We start from the raw sequence: 20,051 nt of genomic DNA, 5'->3' as shown, positions 1-20,051 counted from the left end.
AACCCACTACTACGAAAGGAAAGTCCATGGAGCCCTACAAGATCAGATTTTTTGCCGCCGCGAGCGCGGTGATTGCCGGCGTGTGCGCGTGCTCGAGCGCGTTCGGTGCCGCCCCGATCAAGATCGGCGTCGCGGTCGGGTTATCGGGAGCCAACAGTGTCGTGGCGCCGGCCGTCGTCCAGTCGTCGCAGCTGGCCGTCGATGAAATCAACGCGGCCGGCGGTATCCTCGGTCGCAAGGTCGAGCTCGACATCGCCGACGATGCGTCCGACGCGGTCGGTGCGCAAAAGGCCTACGACAAGCTCGTGTTCAAGGACAACGTCGACGCGATCATTTCGATGGAAACGAGCGCCGCGCGCAACGCGGCACTGCCGATCGTGGCGCGGGGCAAGAAGCCGTTCATCTATACGTCGTTCTATGAAGGCCGCTCGTGCAATCGCTGGATGTACGTCAACGGCTGGGTGCCGGACCAGCAGGTCGCCCCGGTGGTCGATTACTTCATGAAGAGCAAGGGCGCGAAGACGTTCTATCTGGTCGGCAACGACTATGCATTCGGCCGAGGCATGCTCGATTTCACGGCGAAGTACATCGCCGCGCATGGCGGCAAGGTCGTCGGTCAGGAGTATCTGCCGATCGATGGCACGGACTGGACGCCGATCCTCTCGAAGATCCGCGCGGCGCATCCTGACGCGCTGATCAGCGCGACGGCCGGCGGCGCGCCGAACGTCGCGCTGGCCAAGCAGTTCAAGGCGACCGGGCTCACCATGCCGTACGGCAATCTGGCCATCGACGAAGGTACGGCCAAGGCCATGGGCGACGTAGCCTCGGGGATGTACATGTCGGGTTCGTATCTGACCAGCATTCCGACGAAGCAGAATCGGAGCTTCCTCGACGGCATGAAAAAGAAGTTCGGCGGCGAAATGAAGACCCCGAACGAACTGTCCGAGCCGCAGTATGAGGCGTTCTTCCTCTATAAGGCCGCCGTCGAAAAGGCCGGCTCGACCGATCCCGACAAGGTCGTCAAGGCACTCGGCGAAGTGTCGTTCGAAGGGCCGCGCCAGCGCGTATCGATGGACAAGAGCCGGCATACGCCGCTTGCGATGCAGCTCGGGCAGATTCAGACCGACGGCTCGGTGAAGATTCTGCAAACCTTCAGCGACGTGGATCCGGGCGATCAATGCCCGAAGCTCAAGTAGGCTGGTCGAAAACGAAGCAAGGAACGCAAACGCCAGCCGGCCTGCGACCGGGGAGGGCCGGCGGCGGATGTATTCGGAGACGCAAATGGTTTTGACATTGGACATTCTCACGACCGCGGCGGTGCTGTTCATCGTGACCACCGGGTTGATGGTGATTTTCGGCGTGATGCAGATCGTCAATTTCGCTCACGGTGCGCTTCTCACCATGGGCGCCTACGCGAGTTTCGTCGTCACGCAGCTCAAGCTCGATCCCTGGATGGGCGTGCCGCTCGCCATCGTGGTGGGCATAGCCGTCGGCATGCTCGTCGAGCAAGTCATCGTGCGGCCGCTCTACAAGCGGCCTCTCGATGCCATTCTGGCCACATGGGGGCTCGGCATCGTCATCTGGCAGCTCATCGTGATGGCCTTCGGCCGCGGTGTGCAGTTCGTCGAGACGCCGATGAAGGGCACGTTCTCGATAGCGGGTACCGAGTACTCGGCCTATCGACTGCTGCTCATCCCTATCGCGCTGGCCATCTGTGCACTGCTGATCGCGCTGTTGTCCGGCACACGCTTTGGCGTAAAGACGCGCGCCGTCATCATGAACGAAGATCTCGCGCGGGGTCTCGGCATCCATTCGGGCCGCATTCGCTTCATCACGTTCAGCCTTGGCTCGGCGCTCGGAACGCTCGCCGGCATGTTGATCACGCCGCTGTCGAGCGTCGATCCGAACATGGGGCTGCCGTGGCTCGTCAGCGCATTCATGCTGGTCATGGTGGCCGGCTACTCGATGATCAGCCTGCTTGTCACCTGCCTGGTGTTCGGGGCGTGCCAGGTACTGGTCAGCACGTTCGTGAGCCCGGTGCTGGGCGGCTTGACCATCGCCGTGCTGGCCGCGCTGACGCTGCGTATCCGTCCGAAGGGGTTTTCTCATGGCTAAAGTCGATCTATCGGCGGGCAACGTCGGCCGGCAAGCGACGCAGCACGACGACGAGCGCCGCAAGCGGCGCGCGACGCAGGCCCGCGCGTTGCCGGTTCTCGTCGTACTCACCCTGGTGTTGCTGGTGGCCGGGCCGTTCGTGTTCGGCACCTATCTGATGAACGTGCTCGTCCAGGCGTTTTTCTTTTCCATCGTCGCCATTACGGTCGACGTGCTTTGGGGTTACACCGGTTATCTGACGTTTGGACAATCGGCGTATTTCGGCATCGGCGCCTACGCGGCAGGCCTCGTCTTTACGCATGGCGGCTTCTCGTTAGGCTATGTGGCGCTCGCCATCGGCGCGGCGATCGCCGTGTCGGCCGCGGTTGCGGCACTGGTCGGATGGTTGTCGTTCTATCGCGGCGCTTCGCCGTTCTTTGCAACGGTCATGTCGCTCGTGCTGCCGATCGTGATGAGCCAGCTGCTGTTGTCGGGCGGGGAATGGACGGGGTCGAGCTCGGGTCTCACCGGATTCGACACGTTCGAGTTGCCGCTCGAAGCATGGTTCTGGATCGCCGGGGCGGGAATGCTCGTCATTGCGCTGTTGGCATGGATGCTCGTGCGCAGCGATGGGGGCCGCGTGCTGGTGGCGATTCGCGACAACGAATCGCGTTGCTCGTACCTCGGCATCAACACCTCCCTCGTCAAGATCGTCCTGCTGATCGCGGCCGCCATCATCGCCGGCATCGCGGGCTTCGGTTACGGCTCGTTCAGCGGTGTCGTCGCGCCGGAACTGACCGGCTTCGTCCTCGGCACGCAACTGATTATCTGGGTTGCGCTGGGCGGCCGGGGGACGCTCTGGGGCCCTGTGGTCGGTACGATTCTGATCAACGTCGGGACCGCCTATCTGAGTGGGAGCATGCCTTTCGCGTGGCAATTGATTCTCGGGGCCGCATTCGTGGCGGTAATCGTCCTGCTGCCGCGCGGTCTCGTGCCGCTGCTTTTCAAGCCGTTGCGCCTGCACACTGGAGCCGGTGCCGAACCGGAGCTGATCGAACGGAAGGTCAGCGTGCAAGCCCGGCAGACGGCGCCAGGCCCGGCATTCCAAATGACAGGCGTGGCCAAGCATTTCGGCACGCTCAAGGTACTGCAAGGCATCGATCTCGTTGCCGATGGCGGCGAACTGGTGGGTTTGATCGGTCCGAACGGCGCGGGCAAGACAACCCTCATGCGCTGCATGAGCGATGGCGCCGAAGCCTCCGCCGGTACGGTCGTACTGTGCGGCAACGACACGCGAGGGGCGCCACCGGAACGATGCGTGCGTTTCGGGCTGGGGCGCAAGTTCCAGAACGCAAACATCTTCGAGACGCTGACGGTCGCGCAGTGTCTGCGGATCGCGGGCACGATCATCGAACGGCCTTCGCTCCTCAAGCGTTCCGACACGCTCGGTTTGCCGCCCTACGCGATGGAAGTCGTGCGTACGACGGGTCTCGATCGCAAGCTCGGCGCCGTAGCGAAGGATCTGTCGCATGGCGAGCAGCAGGCGCTCGAGTTGGCGATGGTGCTCACGCTCGAACCGAAGATCGTGTTGCTCGACGAGCCGACGGCGGGGCTGACGAAGACCGAGCGGACGCAAATCGGCAGCGTGCTGGCAGCTCTCGCTCACCAATATGGACTGTGTTGCCTGCTCGTCGAGCACGACCTCGATTTCGTGGCCGAGGTTGCCACACGCATCGTAGTGTTGCACCAGGGCCGCATCGTCATGCAGGGCAGTTTCGAAGAGGTGGTCAACTCCGAGCTCGTCAAAACGATTTACGCCGGAACGGCTGCTACTCAAAAAGAGGCGTCATCATGACCAGTTCTCAAACCGCATTGCATGTCGACGACGTAACGAGCGGCTACAAGGCATCGGTTGTGCTGCGCAAGCTGTCGATGTCGATCGCGAGCGGCGAAGCGGTCGCCCTCGTCGGAAAGAACGGCATGGGCAAGACCACGCTGCTCAAGACCATCATGGGCTATTTGCCGAAAAAGACGGGTGCGGTCCGCGTCAACGGTCGCGACGTCACGCAACTGCCGCCGCATCAGATCGCCCGGGCCGGGATCGCCTACGCGCCACAAGAGCATGCGTTGTTCCCCGATCTCACGATTCGGGACAACCTGCGCCTGGGCCTCGTGAAAGCTTCATGGTTCGACGAGCGGTTCGCCGAGATCGAGCCGATTTTCCCCGTGTTCAAGAGCCGCTTGAAGCAGTACGCCGGCACGCTTTCAGGCGGCGAACAGAAGATGCTGCTCGTGGCGCGCGCCCTGATGATGCGGCCGTCGATCATCCTGCTCGACGAGATCACGGAGGGCCTGCAGCCGTCCGTGATCGATCGGCTGGCCGACGCGCTGCTCTGGGAGCGCAACCGCCACGGTACGACGCTGCTGCTGATCGAGCAGAACGTGCCTTTCGCATTGAAAGTCGCGGATCGCTATGTCGTGCTCAAGCAAGGGCACATCATCGATCAGGGCAGCGCGAACGACGATGCGGCAGCTGCATCCATTTTCGAACACCTTCGCGTTTGACCTTCACGATAGGCGAGGCATGATGAGTGCACATTCACTTTATCGACCGCAGTCGGGCCTGGATCTCATCCGGCGTATCGCGAACGATCCGCGCGAGCGGACTCGCGCCGTCCGTCAATCGCTGTCGCGAATCGATGAGGTCGAGCCCGAAGTCAGGTCGATGACGGCCGTGGTTCAGCACGACGCCGCGATGGCTCAGGCCATGGTAGCCAAAGGTCCGTTGGCCGGCGTTCCGATCGCGGTGAAGGACATTTTCGACACGAGCGAATTCGTGACGAGCTATGGCTCGTCGATCTATCGCGGGCACGAGCCCCGATCCGATGCAGCCGTTGTCACGTGGCTGCGGCGTTACGGCGGTATCGTCGTCGGCAAGACCGTCACGAGCGAGTTCGCCTATATGGCGCCGACGGTGACACGCAACCCCTCCGACCTGGGGCGTACGTCCGGCGGCTCGTCGTCCGGATCGGCCGCGGCGGTGGCGGCCGGTATCGTGCCATTCGCGATCGGCTCGCAGACTGGCGGCTCGACGATCCGGCCTGCCTCGTTTTGCGGCGTAGCCGGCTACAAGCCGACGTTCGGCATGCTCTCGACGGTCGGCATGAAGTGCTTTTCCTGGTCGCTCGACACGGTCGGCCTTTTTGCCGCCGGCGTGAGCGACGTGGCTTATTTCGCGCAAGTGCTTTCGGGCCGGCGCCTCGCCGTCAGCGAAGACAGCACCGGCCCGGTGTTCGGCTTGCCGGACCGCTACCCGTGGGGCGAGCCATCCGCGAATGCCACCGCTGCGCTCGAGACCGCGGTCCGAGCGATCGGGGATGCCGGCGGCCGCATCAAGCGCGTGCGCTTTGCGCCCTGGATGGCCGACATTGCCGCCGCGCACGAAACGATCCAGCGTTACGAGGCCTATCGATCGCTCGGCTACGAGTACGACTACCATCGCGCTGAGCTCTCACCGATGCTCTGTGCGTTTCTCGATCGAGCCGCAACCGTCGACATGGCCGCTTACGTCAACGCATGCGCTTTCGTGGAGCAGGCGAGGAAAAAGCTTTCCGAGCTATTCGACGGCATGACGGCGCTCATCACGCCGAGCGCGCCCGATGAAGCGCTCGACGGACTGGGCTCGACGGGGGACCCCTCGTTCAATCGCAATTGGACGTTGCTCGGATGTCCCTGCGTGAGCGTTCCGGGGTTGTGGGGTCTGCGTGGCGGCCCCATAGGCGTGCAGGTGATCTGCCGGCCGTGGGACGATGCCGTGTGCCTCGATGCCGCATCGTTCGTCGAGCGCGCAGTCAGCGCTCATGTCGGACATTTCGCCGCGACATTGGAGAACGATTGAGCCATGCGAGAGGAAGACACGATGGAGTCGAATCCGCGGCGCTCGAACCATGAGACGTCATCGGAGCCCGGTTGGCGTATCGGTGTGCTGTATTCCCGAACCGGCGTGACCGCGGCGACCGAGTCCGAGCATTTCTTCGGGACGGTGCTGGCAATCGAGGAAATCAACGCGGCGGGCGGCATCGATGGCCGTCTTCTCGATCCCGTGGCATACGATCCGAAGAGCGACCCCGATGAGTATCGCCGGCTCGCCACGCGGATGGTGCAGGAAGACGATGTGACGGTGTTGTTCGGCTGTTCCACGTCGTCGAGCCGCAAGGCCGTGCTGCCGGCGATCGAGCGCCACAATGCCTTGCTCTGGTATTGCTCCATCTACGAAGGCTTCGAATATTCACCGAACGTCATTTATACCGGGGCCGTGCCGAACCAGAACAGCATGCAATTGGCGGCGTATTTGCTTCGCAACCACGGCCGGCGCTTATTTCTCGTGGGGGCCGACTACATCTATCCCCGCGAGTCGAATCGGATCATGCGGGACATGGTCGAGCAGCACGGCGGGGAAATCGTCGAAGAAGTCTATCTGCCGAGCGATGCCGATGTCGACGATCTGGTCGGCGTGGTGCGACAGATCAAGGCGCTCGAACCCGATGTGGTGTTTTCCACATTGATCGGGCGAGGCGCACGTGCGTTTTACCGCCTGTATCGCGAGCACGATATCGATCCGGGGCGCATCCCGATTGCAAGCCTGACGATGACCGAGGGTGAAACGCGGATGATTGGTGCGCAGTTGTGCGGCAACCATATCGTCTCGGCGAGCTACCTCAATACACTCGATCTGGCCGGCAACCGGCGCTTTCTCGAATCGTGGCGCGGGCGTTTCGGCGACCAGCCCGCGAGCATGTGGTCCGAAATGGCCTATAACCAGGTCCATTTGTTCGCGCTCGCGTTGGCCCGTACGAAGAGTCTCGATGCGGCCAAACTCGTCGATGCGGTTCATGGTGTCGAGTTCGATTCGCCCGAGGGCTTGCTCAGGATCGACCCGGAGAACAATCACGCGATCCTGACGCCCCGTATCGCCGTTTGCCAGCCGGACGGTTCGTTCGACATCGTTTGGGAAAGCCCGAAGCCCGTGAAGCCCGATCCCTACCTGATCTCGTATGGATTTTCCGAGTTCTGGCTCGATGGAGGGCGGGCATGACGGCATGGGCTCGCGGACTCTTCGAGGATCTGCGCACGCTGCGTGTACTCGTAATTCATCCGCCCGGCGAAGACCGCAATGTTCTAGAGGAGCAATTGCGCCGGCTCGGCTGTCCGTTGCGGGCGATCTGGCCGTTTCCGTCGCAAGTGCCGGGCGATGCCGATGCCGTGTTTTTTCACGTCGGACCGGAGGCGAGAAGCACGGGGCATTGGAGCGCGGCGGATACGTCGGCGACGTTGATCGCGTTATCCGACTACGAGAATCCGACCGCGCTGAAAATGCTGCTCGATACGCAAGCGCATGGAGTGATCACGAAGCCATATCGCTCCACGGGCATTCTCAGCACTCTGGTGCTTGCGCGAGCGGCTGCACGTTACCAACAGCGGCTGCAAAACAAAGTCGTGAAGCTGGAAGAAGCCATCAAGGCGCGCCGGCAGATCGAGAGGGCGGTACGCGTGCTCGTCGAAGCCCACCGGCTGACGGAGAACGAAGCGTACGAGCAGATACGCACGCGCGCCACCGAGCTGCGCGCGACTGTCGGCGAGATCTCGGCGATGGTCATCGATGCCCACGAAGCCATGGAAAAGCTCGGCCTCAGCAAGCCCGCGAAGGTGGCCCGGTAGTGGCGCGTTAAATCGGGGCCGTCATTCGCACGCCCACACATCGGTTCGCGGCAGTGCACCATGTTCCGCCCGATCTGTTATTGAATGGTGCAAACGATTCAACCGGAGTGAAGGTGTGCACCAGCTGCGTGACGATGAACCGAAGCGCTTCCCTTATTGCGGAGGATGGGTCGCTACGTCCTCTCGTTGGGCCGGGGTAGCTGCGGGGTGAGGATGACGCGCGCGTACGAAGGCGATCTCCCGCTCGCCGCTCACGGATGTGGTCTTGGCCGCGACAAAGAGGAAGTTGAGTCCGCGGGTCTTTTCGACCGAGTTGTTTTCGTAGGCGTAAAGCAGCAGCGGCCGGAAATTCGCTGGGTTTTCGAGCTCGGCGGTGAGCTGTCGCCTGGTGGAGGCGACGACTCTCTCGTCTTTGGAGCTCAACGTCGGCGTGCTGCGCTCGTAGGCACGCAGCACGCTCAGCAGTGCATTGATCCGCTCGGCGGCCTCGTGCGTCAATTGCCGCCGCTCTCCCCACTGTCTGTTGCCTCGCAAGGTGGAGAGCTTGACCTTTGTCGTGAATTGGTCGAGTTCGCGCTGGCTACCGAGCGCCTCGCTCCATTCCGTGTTGTTGTTATCGACATAAGCGAGAAAGTCTTTCGGACGACTGAATTCGGTGTCGAGGAAGGTCTTTTCGGGGACGATCCGGCCGTCTTCGTAAAAACCTCGCAGAACCGAGTGCGTCGACTTCTTGAAGAGCGGGGTACTGACAGCGGCCATCGGCAGGCTCGGTACCGATGTCGATGCGACGGGCCCGAGATTCGCTTCGATCGCTTCGAAACTGAGAACGGCGGCAGCCGAAGCGTTGGCCGCTCGTCCTTGCCCGCGCGCGTTGGTGCTGACGGTCTGGTTGCCGGTCGTATCGCGGCGCGCCTCGGACGAGCGAAACGCGGTGGCGCTGCCGGTCATGAAGACGCCGGTCTTGTTGCCTTGCGGATCGGCGATCCGCAGGCCCGCCGCGGCGCCCGCCGTTGCGTACTTCGTCGATACATCGCGCTCGATCCAGTTCACCGACAAATTCGGGTCCTTATAGAACGCGTCGACGATTGCCATCGACATCTGTTCGATCGTTTCGGGCATCGTGCCGTTCGGCCCGCTCGTCGAGATGGTCTTGACGAGATGCTGGATCGTCCGGCGCCATGCGGTGTTGTTGGTCGGATCGTCGAGATGCTCGAGGCGAGCGCGAAACACCACGCCGTTTTCGAGCACGTTTTCGCTTCCGAACGACACGCCGCCGTTGATGCTGGCCACGGCCATCCCGTCGGATACACCTACGTAGGCACCCATGCCGGCGCTGATATTCTGTCGTTTCGCGTTGCCTATGATCAGTTGGCCCGTATGCGCCGAAGAGCCGATCTCGATGAAGCTCGTCCTTCCATTGACATAGGCGAGATCAGGCAGGAGTGCGCCGGAAACCGGAAGGGCGTCGGTGCCATAGTTCTGACCGGAGTTCGCGGTTGGGAGCGTGCTGATGCCGCGGGAGCGTTCGAGACTCACGCGCAGCCCCCAGGTCGGCGGTATGTGTTCGATGAACTCGTGCAAGAGGTCGAAGTTTCCCTGCGCGTTGCGGGGTGGGCGCCGCCCGTCGTCGCGCATCCGCTTCATGCGGTCGAGGCATTCGCCCAACGTGTTCGGCGCATTGCCGACAGTCGCGTGCGAGCGATGGTTGCGCGAAATGACCTGATCCCGGTCGGCCCCGGCCCAGGTTGCCCAGCTATCGAGGCGAACGGCGTTCACTTGGGGCGGTACCTTGAAATCACGGCGGTGGGTCAGCACGAACCTGGGATCCAGGTTGAGCGCGGATGCCACGTCGCGCATGATTTTTTTGCGGTCGAGACGGCCGAACGACATATCGTCGCGCCAGCCTTTCGCGGCAATCTTTTCTTTCCAGCGCCGAAGTACCGCTGCGCGAATCGCCGCGCGTACGATCTTCGGCGCGGGCATTTCGCGAGGCATGCGCGGCGGCTCGCTGACGATGACCTCGTTCAGCGCATCGATGACGACATCTATCGCATGCGCCTGCCCGAAATCCTTGTCAGGGTGATCGAGAAAGACGCCGGCGGTACCCATTTCGAACGCGGCGAACGGCGTGTCCTTCCTCTCGCGGCCACGAGAGAATTCGCTGGTGAGGGTGCTTCCGACTTCTTTCAACCACGATTCGGCTTTGGCATTGCGGGTATGCAGTTGCGCCTGTTCGACGATCCGGAAGGTCCGCGACTGAATTTTCGGCAGATCCGCTTCACTGATGTTGTTCCGGAATGCGAAGTATGCCGTGCGCAAAGCGGCGGGCGGAGTTGCCCGAGGGTCTCGTCTTAGCATGACGCCGGCCGCAAATGCTCGCAATGCGAACGGTTGCGACAGCAGCGCTTGTTTCACCGGTTCGTCCACGGTCGAGCCAAACCACAGAAAATGGGTACGCTCTTCGTCGGGCAAAGCGCCATTGACGATGATGTGGAGCTCGTCGAGGCTACGCGGCCGCGGGCGATCCTCAGGCCAGACGGCCATCAGGCGGCGCGCGGCGCGCAACGTTTCCACATGAGCATCGCGATGAATGCGTTGCTCGGTCTTCGTCAATCCCTCGATTGCCGGCATCGTGCCCGGGGCCGCTTCGAGCAATGCCTCGAAGCCATTGGGGTCGAGGGCCAGCTCGCATTGCAATGAAAAGGCTCGGCGCAACGTGTCGTCATCCGGATTGACCGGCCTGCCGCAAGTCGCACGAAACGCGTCGCGCGCCGACGTCAGATCGCCGCCGGACACTGCGACGAGCGCGCGTGCCATGAGAATTGCCTTCAGATGGGGTGCCTCGGTCTGATCGCCGTGCCCGAATGTAGTCAGAATTTCCTGCGCGAAATCGTAGGCGTGCCTGCGCTCCTTCAACGATCCATGAGTGAACGAATTCGTGATGTACGTCGCCGCTGCAACCCAGTCGGCGAAGATTGCCGGGCCGTCCGGCGCATTTGCGTCGACGTCCCCGACTAGCGTGCGGGCGTTTTGTCCGCGCTGGCGGTCGACGATCTTTTGGCCGCGGGGCGCTTTCGCGGTGCGCAGATCGTCGTCCTCGAGCGTGAGGTCAGGGCTGGGCGCCGTGGGGGAGACGGTTCGTTTCGCGCCGAACGCGTTCGAAACGGTCTTGCCGTTCGGGCGTGCCAGGCGGAGGATCCGTTCGCGCAGCGCTGTGCCCGGCGATGGGTGGGCTGTGTCGGCATCGTGTCGGTCGCGCCGCGGGATGTCGCATACGGTGCCGGGTGCCCGCGCGAGCGGTAGCGGCTCGTTCGGGACCGGGTTGTTGCTCAGTGGCGCATCGGGGGCAAACTGTTCTGCGCCGTTCGGCGGCAGCAAACCGTGCATCGGATTGATTATCCAACCCATCTCGCCTCTCCCATAACCGGATCAGTTATGCCCGCGGAGAGCCTTTGCAGTCAGCTAGGTATGCTGACCGGCCGGCCTCTACGGAAAACCCGACTATAGTTTGGCGAAATGTAGTGACTTACCTCGATGCGATGTAGTGACTTAAAAAACGAAAAACGGGGCCTGTCCTGTCACACTCATGCCACGGTCGAAGTCTGAGCGGCGTTGGAAGCGGCGGCTGCCGCGGCGCGAACGACGGTCCGCTGTCCGCTACCGTCGCGCCGCCAGTCGTCTCGGCATCCGGCAAGATAGGCCAGGTGCACGCGGTTTTGCGCGCCATAGCGCCGCTTGAGCTGGCGCAGGTGGTAATCGACGTTGTACGCCGAGGTCCCGAGTAAATCGGCTATTTCCTTGTCGCTCAGGCCCTGCGTCAACGCCCCGAGGATCCTGCGCTGCGTCTGGGTGATCGGTTTGGCCGGCACGTTCTCTTCGAGAGACGGGGCATGTGTCAGGACGAACTCGTGCAAGGCAAGCCCGACCGCATAAGCCTGCCCGACCACGCGATCGGTGATCCAATGCCGCGACGCATTCGCGGCGCTGAAGCTGATGACGCTTTGAAACGAACTGCGCGGATTCGACAGCGCGAGCGTGACTCCGCTTCGCAGGGCGGCGCGGTCGCAATCGTCGACGAGGCTGTGCAGACGCACGAGGTCGATATTCGTCTGCGTCCCGGTCGGGTGTTGTGCGAGCGTGCCCAGATCCCAGATGAACGGCCATTCGCATTGGCATGCGAACGCGATGCGTGGATCGATCTCGATATAGCGCTCGCGGATATAGAGGTCCGGCCACTCGGGGGCGGAAAATTCGCGTACATAAAGGGCGCGGGTCATCAGATCGCCCGTGCGCGCAAATCGCCAATAGCAGACCGAGTCGAAGCCGATGGTGCCGATGGTTGCGGCAATCACGAGCCGGCGCTGGTCAGGGCCAGTCGCAGCCGATAGCGCGTCGACAATGGCGGATCGGCCGGCGTTCGAGGAACGCTCGACGAATTCGGGCAGGCAACGCTGACTGCGATCCAACATCAGCAGGCTGTGCTGGATGTTCTTGCTGGTTCTCAAACTCTCCTCCTTACCGCGCCCAGACGCTAATTTAGCGGGCAATGAAAGGGCTCGGACTATGATATTTCGTAGTCGTGGGATGCCTGTCCGACAAATTTCCCGTTTGCCTCGAATGCTCTGGCGCTCCAGCCACCGATTTCGAAGAGACCGGGAAACATACCCGCTTGCCCATTGAGTGCTCGATGAAAACAGTCGACGAATGCGACCGACGAATGAGGCGTGGAAACGATCCGTTTTCCTGGATTCAACTTTATGACACGGATGTGTTCTTGATTGTATTTTTGCGAAGCTTGCTTCGATTTAACGAAAAACCCGGGGCCCCGTAAAAATGGCTTTCGAGAAATGGCGGGATTTTAATTGGCTTGTTGTGTTTATTATGTCCATCACTCGATTCTTTTCGAGCGGTGGATACCGCCCGCCTGGGATGGCGGGCGGATTCGATCTTCGAATGCTTCAGGCGGCGAGGCCGTAGCGGGATCGGGCGCCGGCGTCTTGACGCAGCGCGTCCAGCACCGATTGTTCCGCGGGCCCCGCATCGTCGTCCTGACGCGTTTGGACGGCCCGATGCAGCGCATCGCGCACCAACGCATATTGCTGAGAAGTGATTTGCTGCTTCTCGCGCAGCGTTCGCGCGTTGTTCAAGACGCGGGCGTACGCCTGCCCACGCACGGGGTCGTCGCCGAGCCGGCTCGCGGCTCCGGCGAGGGCCAAGAGCGATGCGATACGATGACCTGGCGGTTCGATGCTGTCGACCTTGGCAAAAATCTCGTCAAATGCCTGATGGTTCGCCTCCTGCGACTTGAAGCTTCCAACCAGCGTGGCCGCCACCGCCAACGGCTCCGGCCGCCGTCGGGCCTGAAGGCCCAAATTGCCGTCGTGCTCTGAGCGAACGAGCCCGAGCAGATCGTCCGGCATCTCGAATCCGAGGACCCCTGGCTCGGCAAGCAGTGCGTGCAGGTCTGCAATATCGCGAACCGATCCGGCGGTCTGCTCGAGTCGCTCACCGGCTTCGAACGCCGCTCTGACATCCGGGGGCAGCAGGTCGTGGGCTTCAAGCTGCATGAGCTTCTCGTCCGCGCTATAAGCCACCCATGGCGGCGACGAGACGATTGCTTCCGAAAGAACCTGATGCCATTCGCCGACTTGATTGGGAGGGAGTGTCTTGAGGCGGTCCACAACCGCCTCGAGAAACGCGGCATGGGCGAGATCGCGCAGCGAATCGGGCCAACTGTTGTCCTGACCGAGCAGCGGCGTGCCCAACACCTGCTGGAGGTCCTCCGCCGATTCGATCTGATTGGCGAGGTAAGTTGCACGCGAATTGATCGCTTTCTCATGGGCGGCGTTGATTGCCGAACCGAGCCGCGTTTGCCCAACCTCGGGCGGCAGTTCGCGGAATGCCAGCCTCAGCTCGCGCAGCCCGGCCAACTGCTGGTCCCACGATTTCCAATGGACCACCCGGTCGGCCGCTTTTTCGAACACTTGACAATGCGCTTCGAGCGACGGTCCGGATTGCGCAGCCGCACTCGCTTTGGCTGAGGCGACGAGGTTGGAGATCAGTTCTCGCAGATTATCGAGATTGCGCACTGTCGATGCCGCCAGCAGTAGCCCCGCGGCGGTTGCGGTGCCAGCGGTCTTGTCCGATGCGGCATTGACATATCTGAATGCGCCCGCACGCGTGGTATCTGCGCGTCCAGCTTCAGGCGTGCGCCCCGGTTTTTGGCTCCCGGCGATTTCCGTAAGCGGCGAGCCGCGGAGCGACTGAGCGGTCGGCGAGTGTTGTGCCGGGGCCTTCTTGGCATCCGCCGCGGCCTCGCCGATTTGCGTTCCGTCGATATTGCCAACGTTGCCGGTGATGGGCTTCATGATTGCGTCGCCTGCTGCCTAAGTGGGTAGTAGAACTTTACACCGTGCCCGAGCGACCAAATGCCGCGGAGCGAACCGATGGCGATTCGAGCGCAAATCCCGATCGGATGCGATCCGTCCCTGCTGTGAGGAGAGATTTGGCCATGAAAACGATTTCCAGCCCGTCGATCTGACTTACATGCGACGGTGTAAAGCCGTGCCGCTCGTAAAGACGCTGATTTGCCGTCATTTCGCGGTTCAAACAAAGATGCAGCTTGAAAATCTGCAAGCGCCGCGCCCGACTTTCCGCAAACCGCAACAGGGCGCTGCCGAGCCCCCGGCCTTGTCGCTCGGGCGATACCGCAAGATTGGCGATATGCAGATGATCGGGCGCCTCGATGAGTTCGAGCATGGCATCGATCCGGCCTTCCGGCGCGCGATGCACCCACACCTCGTGGTGACGCAGCACGGCGGCGTAATCGCGCAGCATCGGCTCGGGTCGCGCGCCGACAATGGGTATCCAGCGCGAGTAGGCGGCATCGACGAGTGCGCGAACCGGTGTTTCATCGGACAAGTTGGCGCGGCGAAGCTCCATCGTTCTCCTCATCTGCTACGTGGACTAGCCTGTCTTGCGGTGCGGCAAAGCACCGAGCATGAGCAACGCAAGATAGTCCGAAGGCTGCAAAAGCTCACCGCGCGAGCGAATTTATGTGCTGAGGCGCGAACCGAAGCGTGGACGAACGTTCGGTGTATGTCACGCCCATGCGCATAGCATGGGCACCCGGTCCTCGGGCGCGCGGCGGCGCGACGCGAGGCGCAAGGGCGGCGTCATCGGGTGGCGATCCAGATGCCGAACGCGGCCAACAGCAGGCCCGAAAGCTGTTTCAACTTCACTTCGGCACCTTTCACCATCGACAGGAACGCCATTGTCCAGACCGCGTCGGTACCTTCGATCGCCCCGCGCACGGGAACGACATCCGCCTCGCCATTGGCGATAGTCAATTCGATGTACTCGAAGAACGCGTAGCGCCAGCTATATAGCACGCGGGCGATCTTGTACGCGAGTTCGAGCCGCTTTGGATCCGTCGGTGTCAGCTTCTCGGGCAGGAGTTCTTCGTCCTTCTTGGTCGTATGCTTGAACCAGGCGAGCGTTTTGATGCCGGTGGCGCCTGCCGACAGGCTCAGCGCCGCGGCCATCGGGTCGTCCTTCAACATGAAGACGACCGCCGCGGTGGCGGCCGCGCCCTGGGCGATCCACCATGCGCGAGTGAAGATGGTCTTCATCCGCTTGGCTTTCTGTTCCGATTGCTCACCGGCCACCCCGGCCAGGTCTTCCAATTGCTCCGAGAGCCGGGGAGCGGCCGTCAACATCTTCTGGACTTTTCTCAATTGCTTGCCGAGTTCGGCTTCGAGTTCTGTCGGCTCGCTATCCGCGCCGTCAGCGACCGCGAGTTCGCGCGAGGCGAGCGCGCGTTGCAAACTGCTTTCCAGCGATTTGAGTTGAGCAGTGACATCCTCATTCAAATACTGGGCGAGCGCGAGTGCTTCGGACTGCCGAGTGCGCAATTGGCTGCGCGATTCGCGCGGGTCCTTGTTCTTCAAGATGGGCGTATGTTCGCGAATCGATGCGAGCGCCTTGGACATCGCCGAATCGGGCTTGGCCGCGTCGCGCAGCATGCGCTCGAGCGGTGGCAACTCTTTGTCGGGCCAGTTGGCAAGGGTGGAACCGGCGATGACGATGGCAAAGCCGATGTAATGGTGCGGCCCGATCATTTCGTGATCGAGCACCGCGGCGGCACCGAGAAAGGCGCCGAGATCGATCGGTTGGAGAATCCCGCGGAATTTGGCCAGATTGATGTCGTTCTGGTCCGCAATGGAGGTTGCCGTGGTGAACGGAATGTACTCGGTCAGCGCGATCAGCCAACTGCCAACGATCTTCGCCGCGGTCGCCACGACCTTTCTGAGAACGGGGTGCGACAACGCTCCCAGGCCGATGGACGCGAGGACCGTGTTATCCGATACCGACGGCAGCCCATACCATGCGGCGGTCTTGAGCAGAGTGGCAACGATAGCCAGTGAGATCACCGGAACGTACGGCGAAGCGATTGCGCGCCGCAACCTGCTGCGTTGTTCGGACTCCTCAGCGTTTGCTTGCGCGGGTTCGGCGTCCTCGGGACCTATGGCTTCCATCAGCGCTTCGAGCAGCCCGGCCTGCTCGAGAGTCTCCAGCAGCTTGTCGCTGCCACCGAGAAAATCGTTCATGGTGTCGATAGCGCCGAGATCGAACATTCTTTCGAACTCGGGCGGCAGCGAGCGCCGCAGCTGAGACAGTGCGACTTCGATTTGCGGGAGGCTGGCGTTGAGCGCCTCCACAGGGTTCGGCTGCACCTGCTCGGATTTCGCACCGTCCACCGCGCGAACGATTTCCTTCTTCGATGCGCCCGCGTCCGGACTCGCGGAGTCGGGCGATGGCATCTGGCGTGACGGCGTTTTGAAGAGCGATCGCCGTCGGCGTCGTGTCTTGCCCTCGGAATCCGCTTCGGGCAGACCGTGCAGTTCTCCGGAACCTTTGGCACGCCTGCGGGCAACTGGCTGGGCGTCGTCGCCGGTGTGCGAATGCTTTTTCGGGGGCGGTGGCACCGGGTCTTGCGGACCGGGCATCGATGGGTCGATTTGCATAGCCGAAGCTTGGGTAGTCTCTTATTGGAAGATGTCGGTGCGTGGCCTCGATACGGTTCTACGCGCGCAATTGAAAGTGCAAATCGAGCCCTCAAATCGGCAAATAGCCCTTTTCCCACACTTTCACTTTTCCATCGTCAGGCGGTTCGGTGCCGAAAAATGCGTCATAGTTTCGAATACGGTTTGCGTCCGGCATGAGAATCGATTGCAGGTGAAAAACCTGGCCGTCGACTTCGAGGCGGCCGTTATTGCCGAGCGCCAATTGGATGTTCTTCGATTCCGCGTTTGTGATGCTGAAGCGACCGATGGTCCTGCCGCCGCCGTCTCTTAGGATGATGCCGGCGATGCGCTCGGCAAGCCGCATCGATTCGCCCGTTGTAGCGTGCACATATTCGACGTCCGCGGGTACTGGCAATGCCTTCTCGGGCTCGGGGTTCAAGATCGGTTCTTTATAGACATCGCCCGATCGGATTTCATAGAAACGGCGGTTGCCGCCCTCACCAAGATTGACGATGCGGTAACGGCTGACCTCGTCGATTTCCGCTGTCGTATCGGGATCTGTCTGCGTCGCAATCGTCCATTGGCCGGCGCGCACCGCAACGTCCCACGTCTCCCCGTCGATGGTTATGTTTCTCTTGGATGCGCGGCTCGAGCGCGCTGCAAGTTCGCCCAGAGCAGGTTGGCTCGCGCTGGGGGGCGGCGATGCGGCTGAGCCATCTGCGGACGAAGTAGGCGGTGCGGAACGATGTGGGGGGACGTTGCGCGATTGCGAGCCGTCGGCGCCACCAGCAGCGGAAATCGACATCGAAGCCTCCTGTTTTGGAATGGCCTCGATCGTATGTCGGGGAAAGAGAGACCCGATGCGTTGGAACGAACAACGATGCGGCAGTACGAACGAACCGCCGCTTTATGCTGAACGACTCCACGCGTTCATCGCTGGCCGTGCCGGCTGCGGAGGAAAGACATGCCAGTTGCCATCGGGATGGCGAAACAGCAGCAGCGTCACGGTCCCCGACGGACGATCTGCTTGCACGCGCACGCAGCGGCTCGGTCGCGGCGTGCGGGAGGGCACCTGGCGGACACTCACCCGAGTGAGATCCACCGGACCGAGCCATTTCTCGACCAGTCTTCGTAACGAACGCTCTACCGTTGCCATCGTCGGTCTCCGGCTATAACGGTCTTCATGCTAGCGGTACGGATCGAACACGCGCGATGAGAAATTTCGGAATGTGCCCCATCGCGCAGCGATCTATCCGATCAAACTGCCCATGCCGCACGAGGGGCGAATCGAGCCTGCTGCGCGACACGCCGCGCGCCCTCGATTCCCGAATGCAGCGCGTTGGCAATGGCGCGCGGTACCGAAACGGGCAATGTCGTTCCGACAGCTTCGGGCAAGTGCGTCGCAAACTCTGCCCTCGGATCGTTTTTGCTTAGCCTGTCATGGATTTCTTGTTCTTTGGCTCGCAGCGCTTCTCGCGACACGGCGCCTTCTTTGTCCAGCAGTTCTCGAACGGCTCTTGCCCGAATCTCCGGGCCATACGGCGGCCGGTTGTATGCGTCAGACGTGCCCCCTTCCGACGTGGTGCTGTACACGACCATCGGGCGAGGCACGTCCGCGGCATCTGCGCTCGCGCGGATGCGCGGTTGTCCGAGAGCACGCAATCCGCTGATCGCCGCGCCCGGATGCTGCGGGGGGAGCGTATGGATTACCGGCTCTGCCGCGCGACTTGTGGCGGGCCGGACGCAGCCCGCGGAGCCTGGGGCAACGCATGTGGATGGGGGGAGGGCGATGGACACGGTTTGCCTGCACGAAAGTGGAGGAGGAGACATTGTCGATGCCTGTCGTCACCCCCGCGATTCGTAGCGCGAATAGATGTGCCCCGAACCGAAGCGAGCGAGGCCGGGCGCCGCGCCGCGCGAATGCACGCAAACCGCAGACAAAAACCCGCCTACGCTTGTTCGGGCACGCGCACCCATCCTTCCATCAACACGCGTGCACTGCGGCTCATGACCGCCTTCGTCACGGTCCATTCGCCGTTTCGGCGGCTTGCCTGCGCGCCCACGCGCAGCGTGCCCGACGGATGGCCGAAGCGCACCATCTCACGCTCGCCGCCGCCGGCCGCGAGATTGACGAGCGTGCCGGGAATCGCCGCCGCCGTCGCGATGGCCACCGCGGCGGTGCCCATCATCGCGTGGTGCAGCTTGCCCATCGACATCGCTCGCACGAGCAAATCGATTTCGCTCGCCGCCACGCGCTTGCCGCTCGATGCAACGTAATCCGCCGGCTTGGCCACGAACGCAACCTTCGGCGTATGTTGGCGGCTCGCAATCTCCTCGGGCGTTGCGATGAGCCCCATGCGCCACGCTCCCTGCGCGCGAATCGACTCGAACATCGCGAGCGCCTTGGCATCCGCGTTGACGGCGTCCTGCAATTCTGTGCCCGTGTAACCGATTGCGGCGGCGTCGACGAATACAGTCGGAATGCCGGCGTTGATCATCGTCGCTTTCAACGTGCCGAGGCCTGGCACGTCGAGATCGTCGACCACGTTCCCCGTCGGAAACATCGCGCCGCCCGCGCCGTCTTCGTCGGCTGCCGGATCGATGAATTCAAGCTGGATTTCGGCAGCGGGAAAAGTCACGCCATCCAATTCGAATGCGCCTGTCTCCTGTACATGGCCGCCGGTCATCGGTACGTGAGCGACGATGGTCTTGCCGATGTTCGCCTGCCAGATGCGTACCGTCGTCACCCCATCGCGCGCAATGCGCTGCGCATCGAGCAGCCCGCTCGCGATTGCAAACGGACCGACGGCTGCGGAAAGATTGCCGCAGTTGCCGCTCCAATCGACGAAAGGCCGATCGATCGAAACTTGCCCGAAGAGGTAATCGACATCGTGATCCGCGCGGGCGCTCTTCGACACGATGACGGCTTTGCTCGTGCTCGATGTGGCTCCGCCCATGCCATCGATCTGCTTGCCGTAGGGGTCGGGGCTGCCGATCACGCGCATGAGCAACGCGTCCCGATTTGGGCCGGGAACGCGCGCGGCTTCGGGCAAATCCTGCAAACGGAAAAATACGCCCTTGCTCGTGCCGCCGCGCATATAGGTCGCGGCAATCTTGATCTGCGGTGCGTGAGTCATGAATGAGGGTGTCCTGGAAGAATCGACGGTACCGGCTTGTCCGGCCGGTACCGCCCACAGCACTGCATCGATCTCT

At 62.3% G+C, this 20,051-nt stretch carries 14 protein-coding genes; 7 read left to right on the top strand and 7 right to left on the bottom strand.

Translation table 11 applies throughout. The features are described from left to right. The first annotated feature begins 26 nt into the window (after positions 1 to 26). The 7 genes from GWC77_RS04675 to GWC77_RS04645 all read left to right on the top strand — a co-directional run bounded on the left by GWC77_RS04675 (position 27) and on the right by GWC77_RS04645 (position 7,812). Entirely contained in the window at positions 27 to 1,196 is a 1,170-nt protein-coding gene (locus GWC77_RS04675) for a substrate-binding protein (RefSeq protein WP_173255686.1), read from the top strand. Between the two features lie 85 nt (positions 1,197 to 1,281). Then, a complete protein-coding gene (locus GWC77_RS04670) occupies positions 1,282 to 2,115 on the top strand; it encodes a branched-chain amino acid ABC transporter permease (RefSeq protein WP_173255685.1) in 834 nt (277 codons plus the stop codon). Beyond that, positions 2,108 to 3,949, top strand: coding sequence for an ATP-binding cassette domain-containing protein (locus tag GWC77_RS04665; RefSeq protein WP_173255684.1), 1,842 nt, complete (start codon positions 2,108 to 2,110; stop codon positions 3,947 to 3,949). Before GWC77_RS04670 ends, GWC77_RS04665 begins: the two co-directional genes overlap by 8 nt. Next, positions 3,946 to 4,659, top strand: coding sequence for an ABC transporter ATP-binding protein (locus GWC77_RS04660; RefSeq protein ID WP_173255683.1), 714 nt, complete (start codon positions 3,946 to 3,948; stop codon positions 4,657 to 4,659). Before GWC77_RS04665 ends, GWC77_RS04660 begins: the two co-directional genes overlap by 4 nt. A gap of 19 nt (positions 4,660 to 4,678) precedes the next feature. Beyond that, the gene (locus GWC77_RS04655) at positions 4,679 to 5,992 is read left to right on the top strand and encodes an amidase (RefSeq protein ID WP_173255682.1); all 1,314 of its coding nucleotides are present in this window, start codon (positions 4,679 to 4,681) and stop codon (positions 5,990 to 5,992) included. Between the two features lie 21 nt (positions 5,993 to 6,013). After that, the gene (locus GWC77_RS04650) at positions 6,014 to 7,189 is read left to right on the top strand and encodes a transporter substrate-binding domain-containing protein (protein ID WP_173255744.1); all 1,176 of its coding nucleotides are present in this window, start codon (positions 6,014 to 6,016) and stop codon (positions 7,187 to 7,189) included. Continuing rightward, positions 7,186 to 7,812: an ANTAR domain-containing response regulator gene (locus tag GWC77_RS04645; protein WP_173255681.1), complete on the top strand. Its 627-nt coding sequence runs from the start codon at positions 7,186 to 7,188 to the stop codon at positions 7,810 to 7,812. Before GWC77_RS04650 ends, GWC77_RS04645 begins: the two co-directional genes overlap by 4 nt. Before the next feature lie 153 nt (positions 7,813 to 7,965). Here GWC77_RS04645 and GWC77_RS04640 read toward each other — a convergent pair whose 3' ends face one another. From GWC77_RS04640 to prpF, 7 genes are all read right to left on the bottom strand, one after another. Then, entirely contained in the window at positions 7,966 to 11,220 is a 3,255-nt protein-coding gene (locus GWC77_RS04640) for a hypothetical protein (protein WP_173255680.1), read from the bottom strand. 176 nt (positions 11,221 to 11,396) lie between these two features. Beyond that, on the bottom strand, positions 11,397 to 12,317 hold the full coding sequence (locus GWC77_RS04635; protein WP_173255679.1) for a LuxR family transcriptional regulator: 921 nt from the start codon (positions 12,315 to 12,317) through the stop codon (positions 11,397 to 11,399). A gap of 453 nt (positions 12,318 to 12,770) precedes the next feature. Further along, complete coding sequence (locus GWC77_RS04630; protein WP_173255678.1) at positions 12,771 to 14,180, bottom strand: hypothetical protein; 1,410 nt, start codon at positions 14,178 to 14,180, stop codon at positions 12,771 to 12,773. 37 nt (positions 14,181 to 14,217) lie between these two features. Continuing rightward, complete coding sequence (locus tag GWC77_RS04625) at positions 14,218 to 14,754, bottom strand: GNAT family N-acetyltransferase (protein WP_173255677.1); 537 nt, start codon at positions 14,752 to 14,754, stop codon at positions 14,218 to 14,220. A 233-nt stretch (positions 14,755 to 14,987) separates the two neighbouring features. Beyond that, entirely contained in the window at positions 14,988 to 16,634 is a 1,647-nt protein-coding gene (locus GWC77_RS04620; protein ID WP_173255676.1) for a DMT family protein, read from the bottom strand. A 295-nt stretch (positions 16,635 to 16,929) separates the two neighbouring features. Further along, on the bottom strand, positions 16,930 to 17,643 hold the full coding sequence (locus GWC77_RS04615; protein WP_173255675.1) for a hypothetical protein: 714 nt from the start codon (positions 17,641 to 17,643) through the stop codon (positions 16,930 to 16,932). A gap of 1,144 nt (positions 17,644 to 18,787) precedes the next feature. Beyond that, a complete protein-coding gene (gene prpF / locus GWC77_RS04610) occupies positions 18,788 to 19,975 on the bottom strand; it encodes a 2-methylaconitate cis-trans isomerase PrpF (RefSeq protein ID WP_173255674.1) in 1,188 nt (395 codons plus the stop codon). Positions 19,976 to 20,051 lie beyond the last annotated feature (76 nt).

It is taken from the genome of Paraburkholderia sp. NMBU_R16 (genome assembly GCF_013282575.1).
Taxonomy (GTDB): domain Bacteria; phylum Pseudomonadota; class Gammaproteobacteria; order Burkholderiales; family Burkholderiaceae; genus Trinickia.
This window is presented reverse-complemented; position numbering and strand designations above follow the sequence as displayed.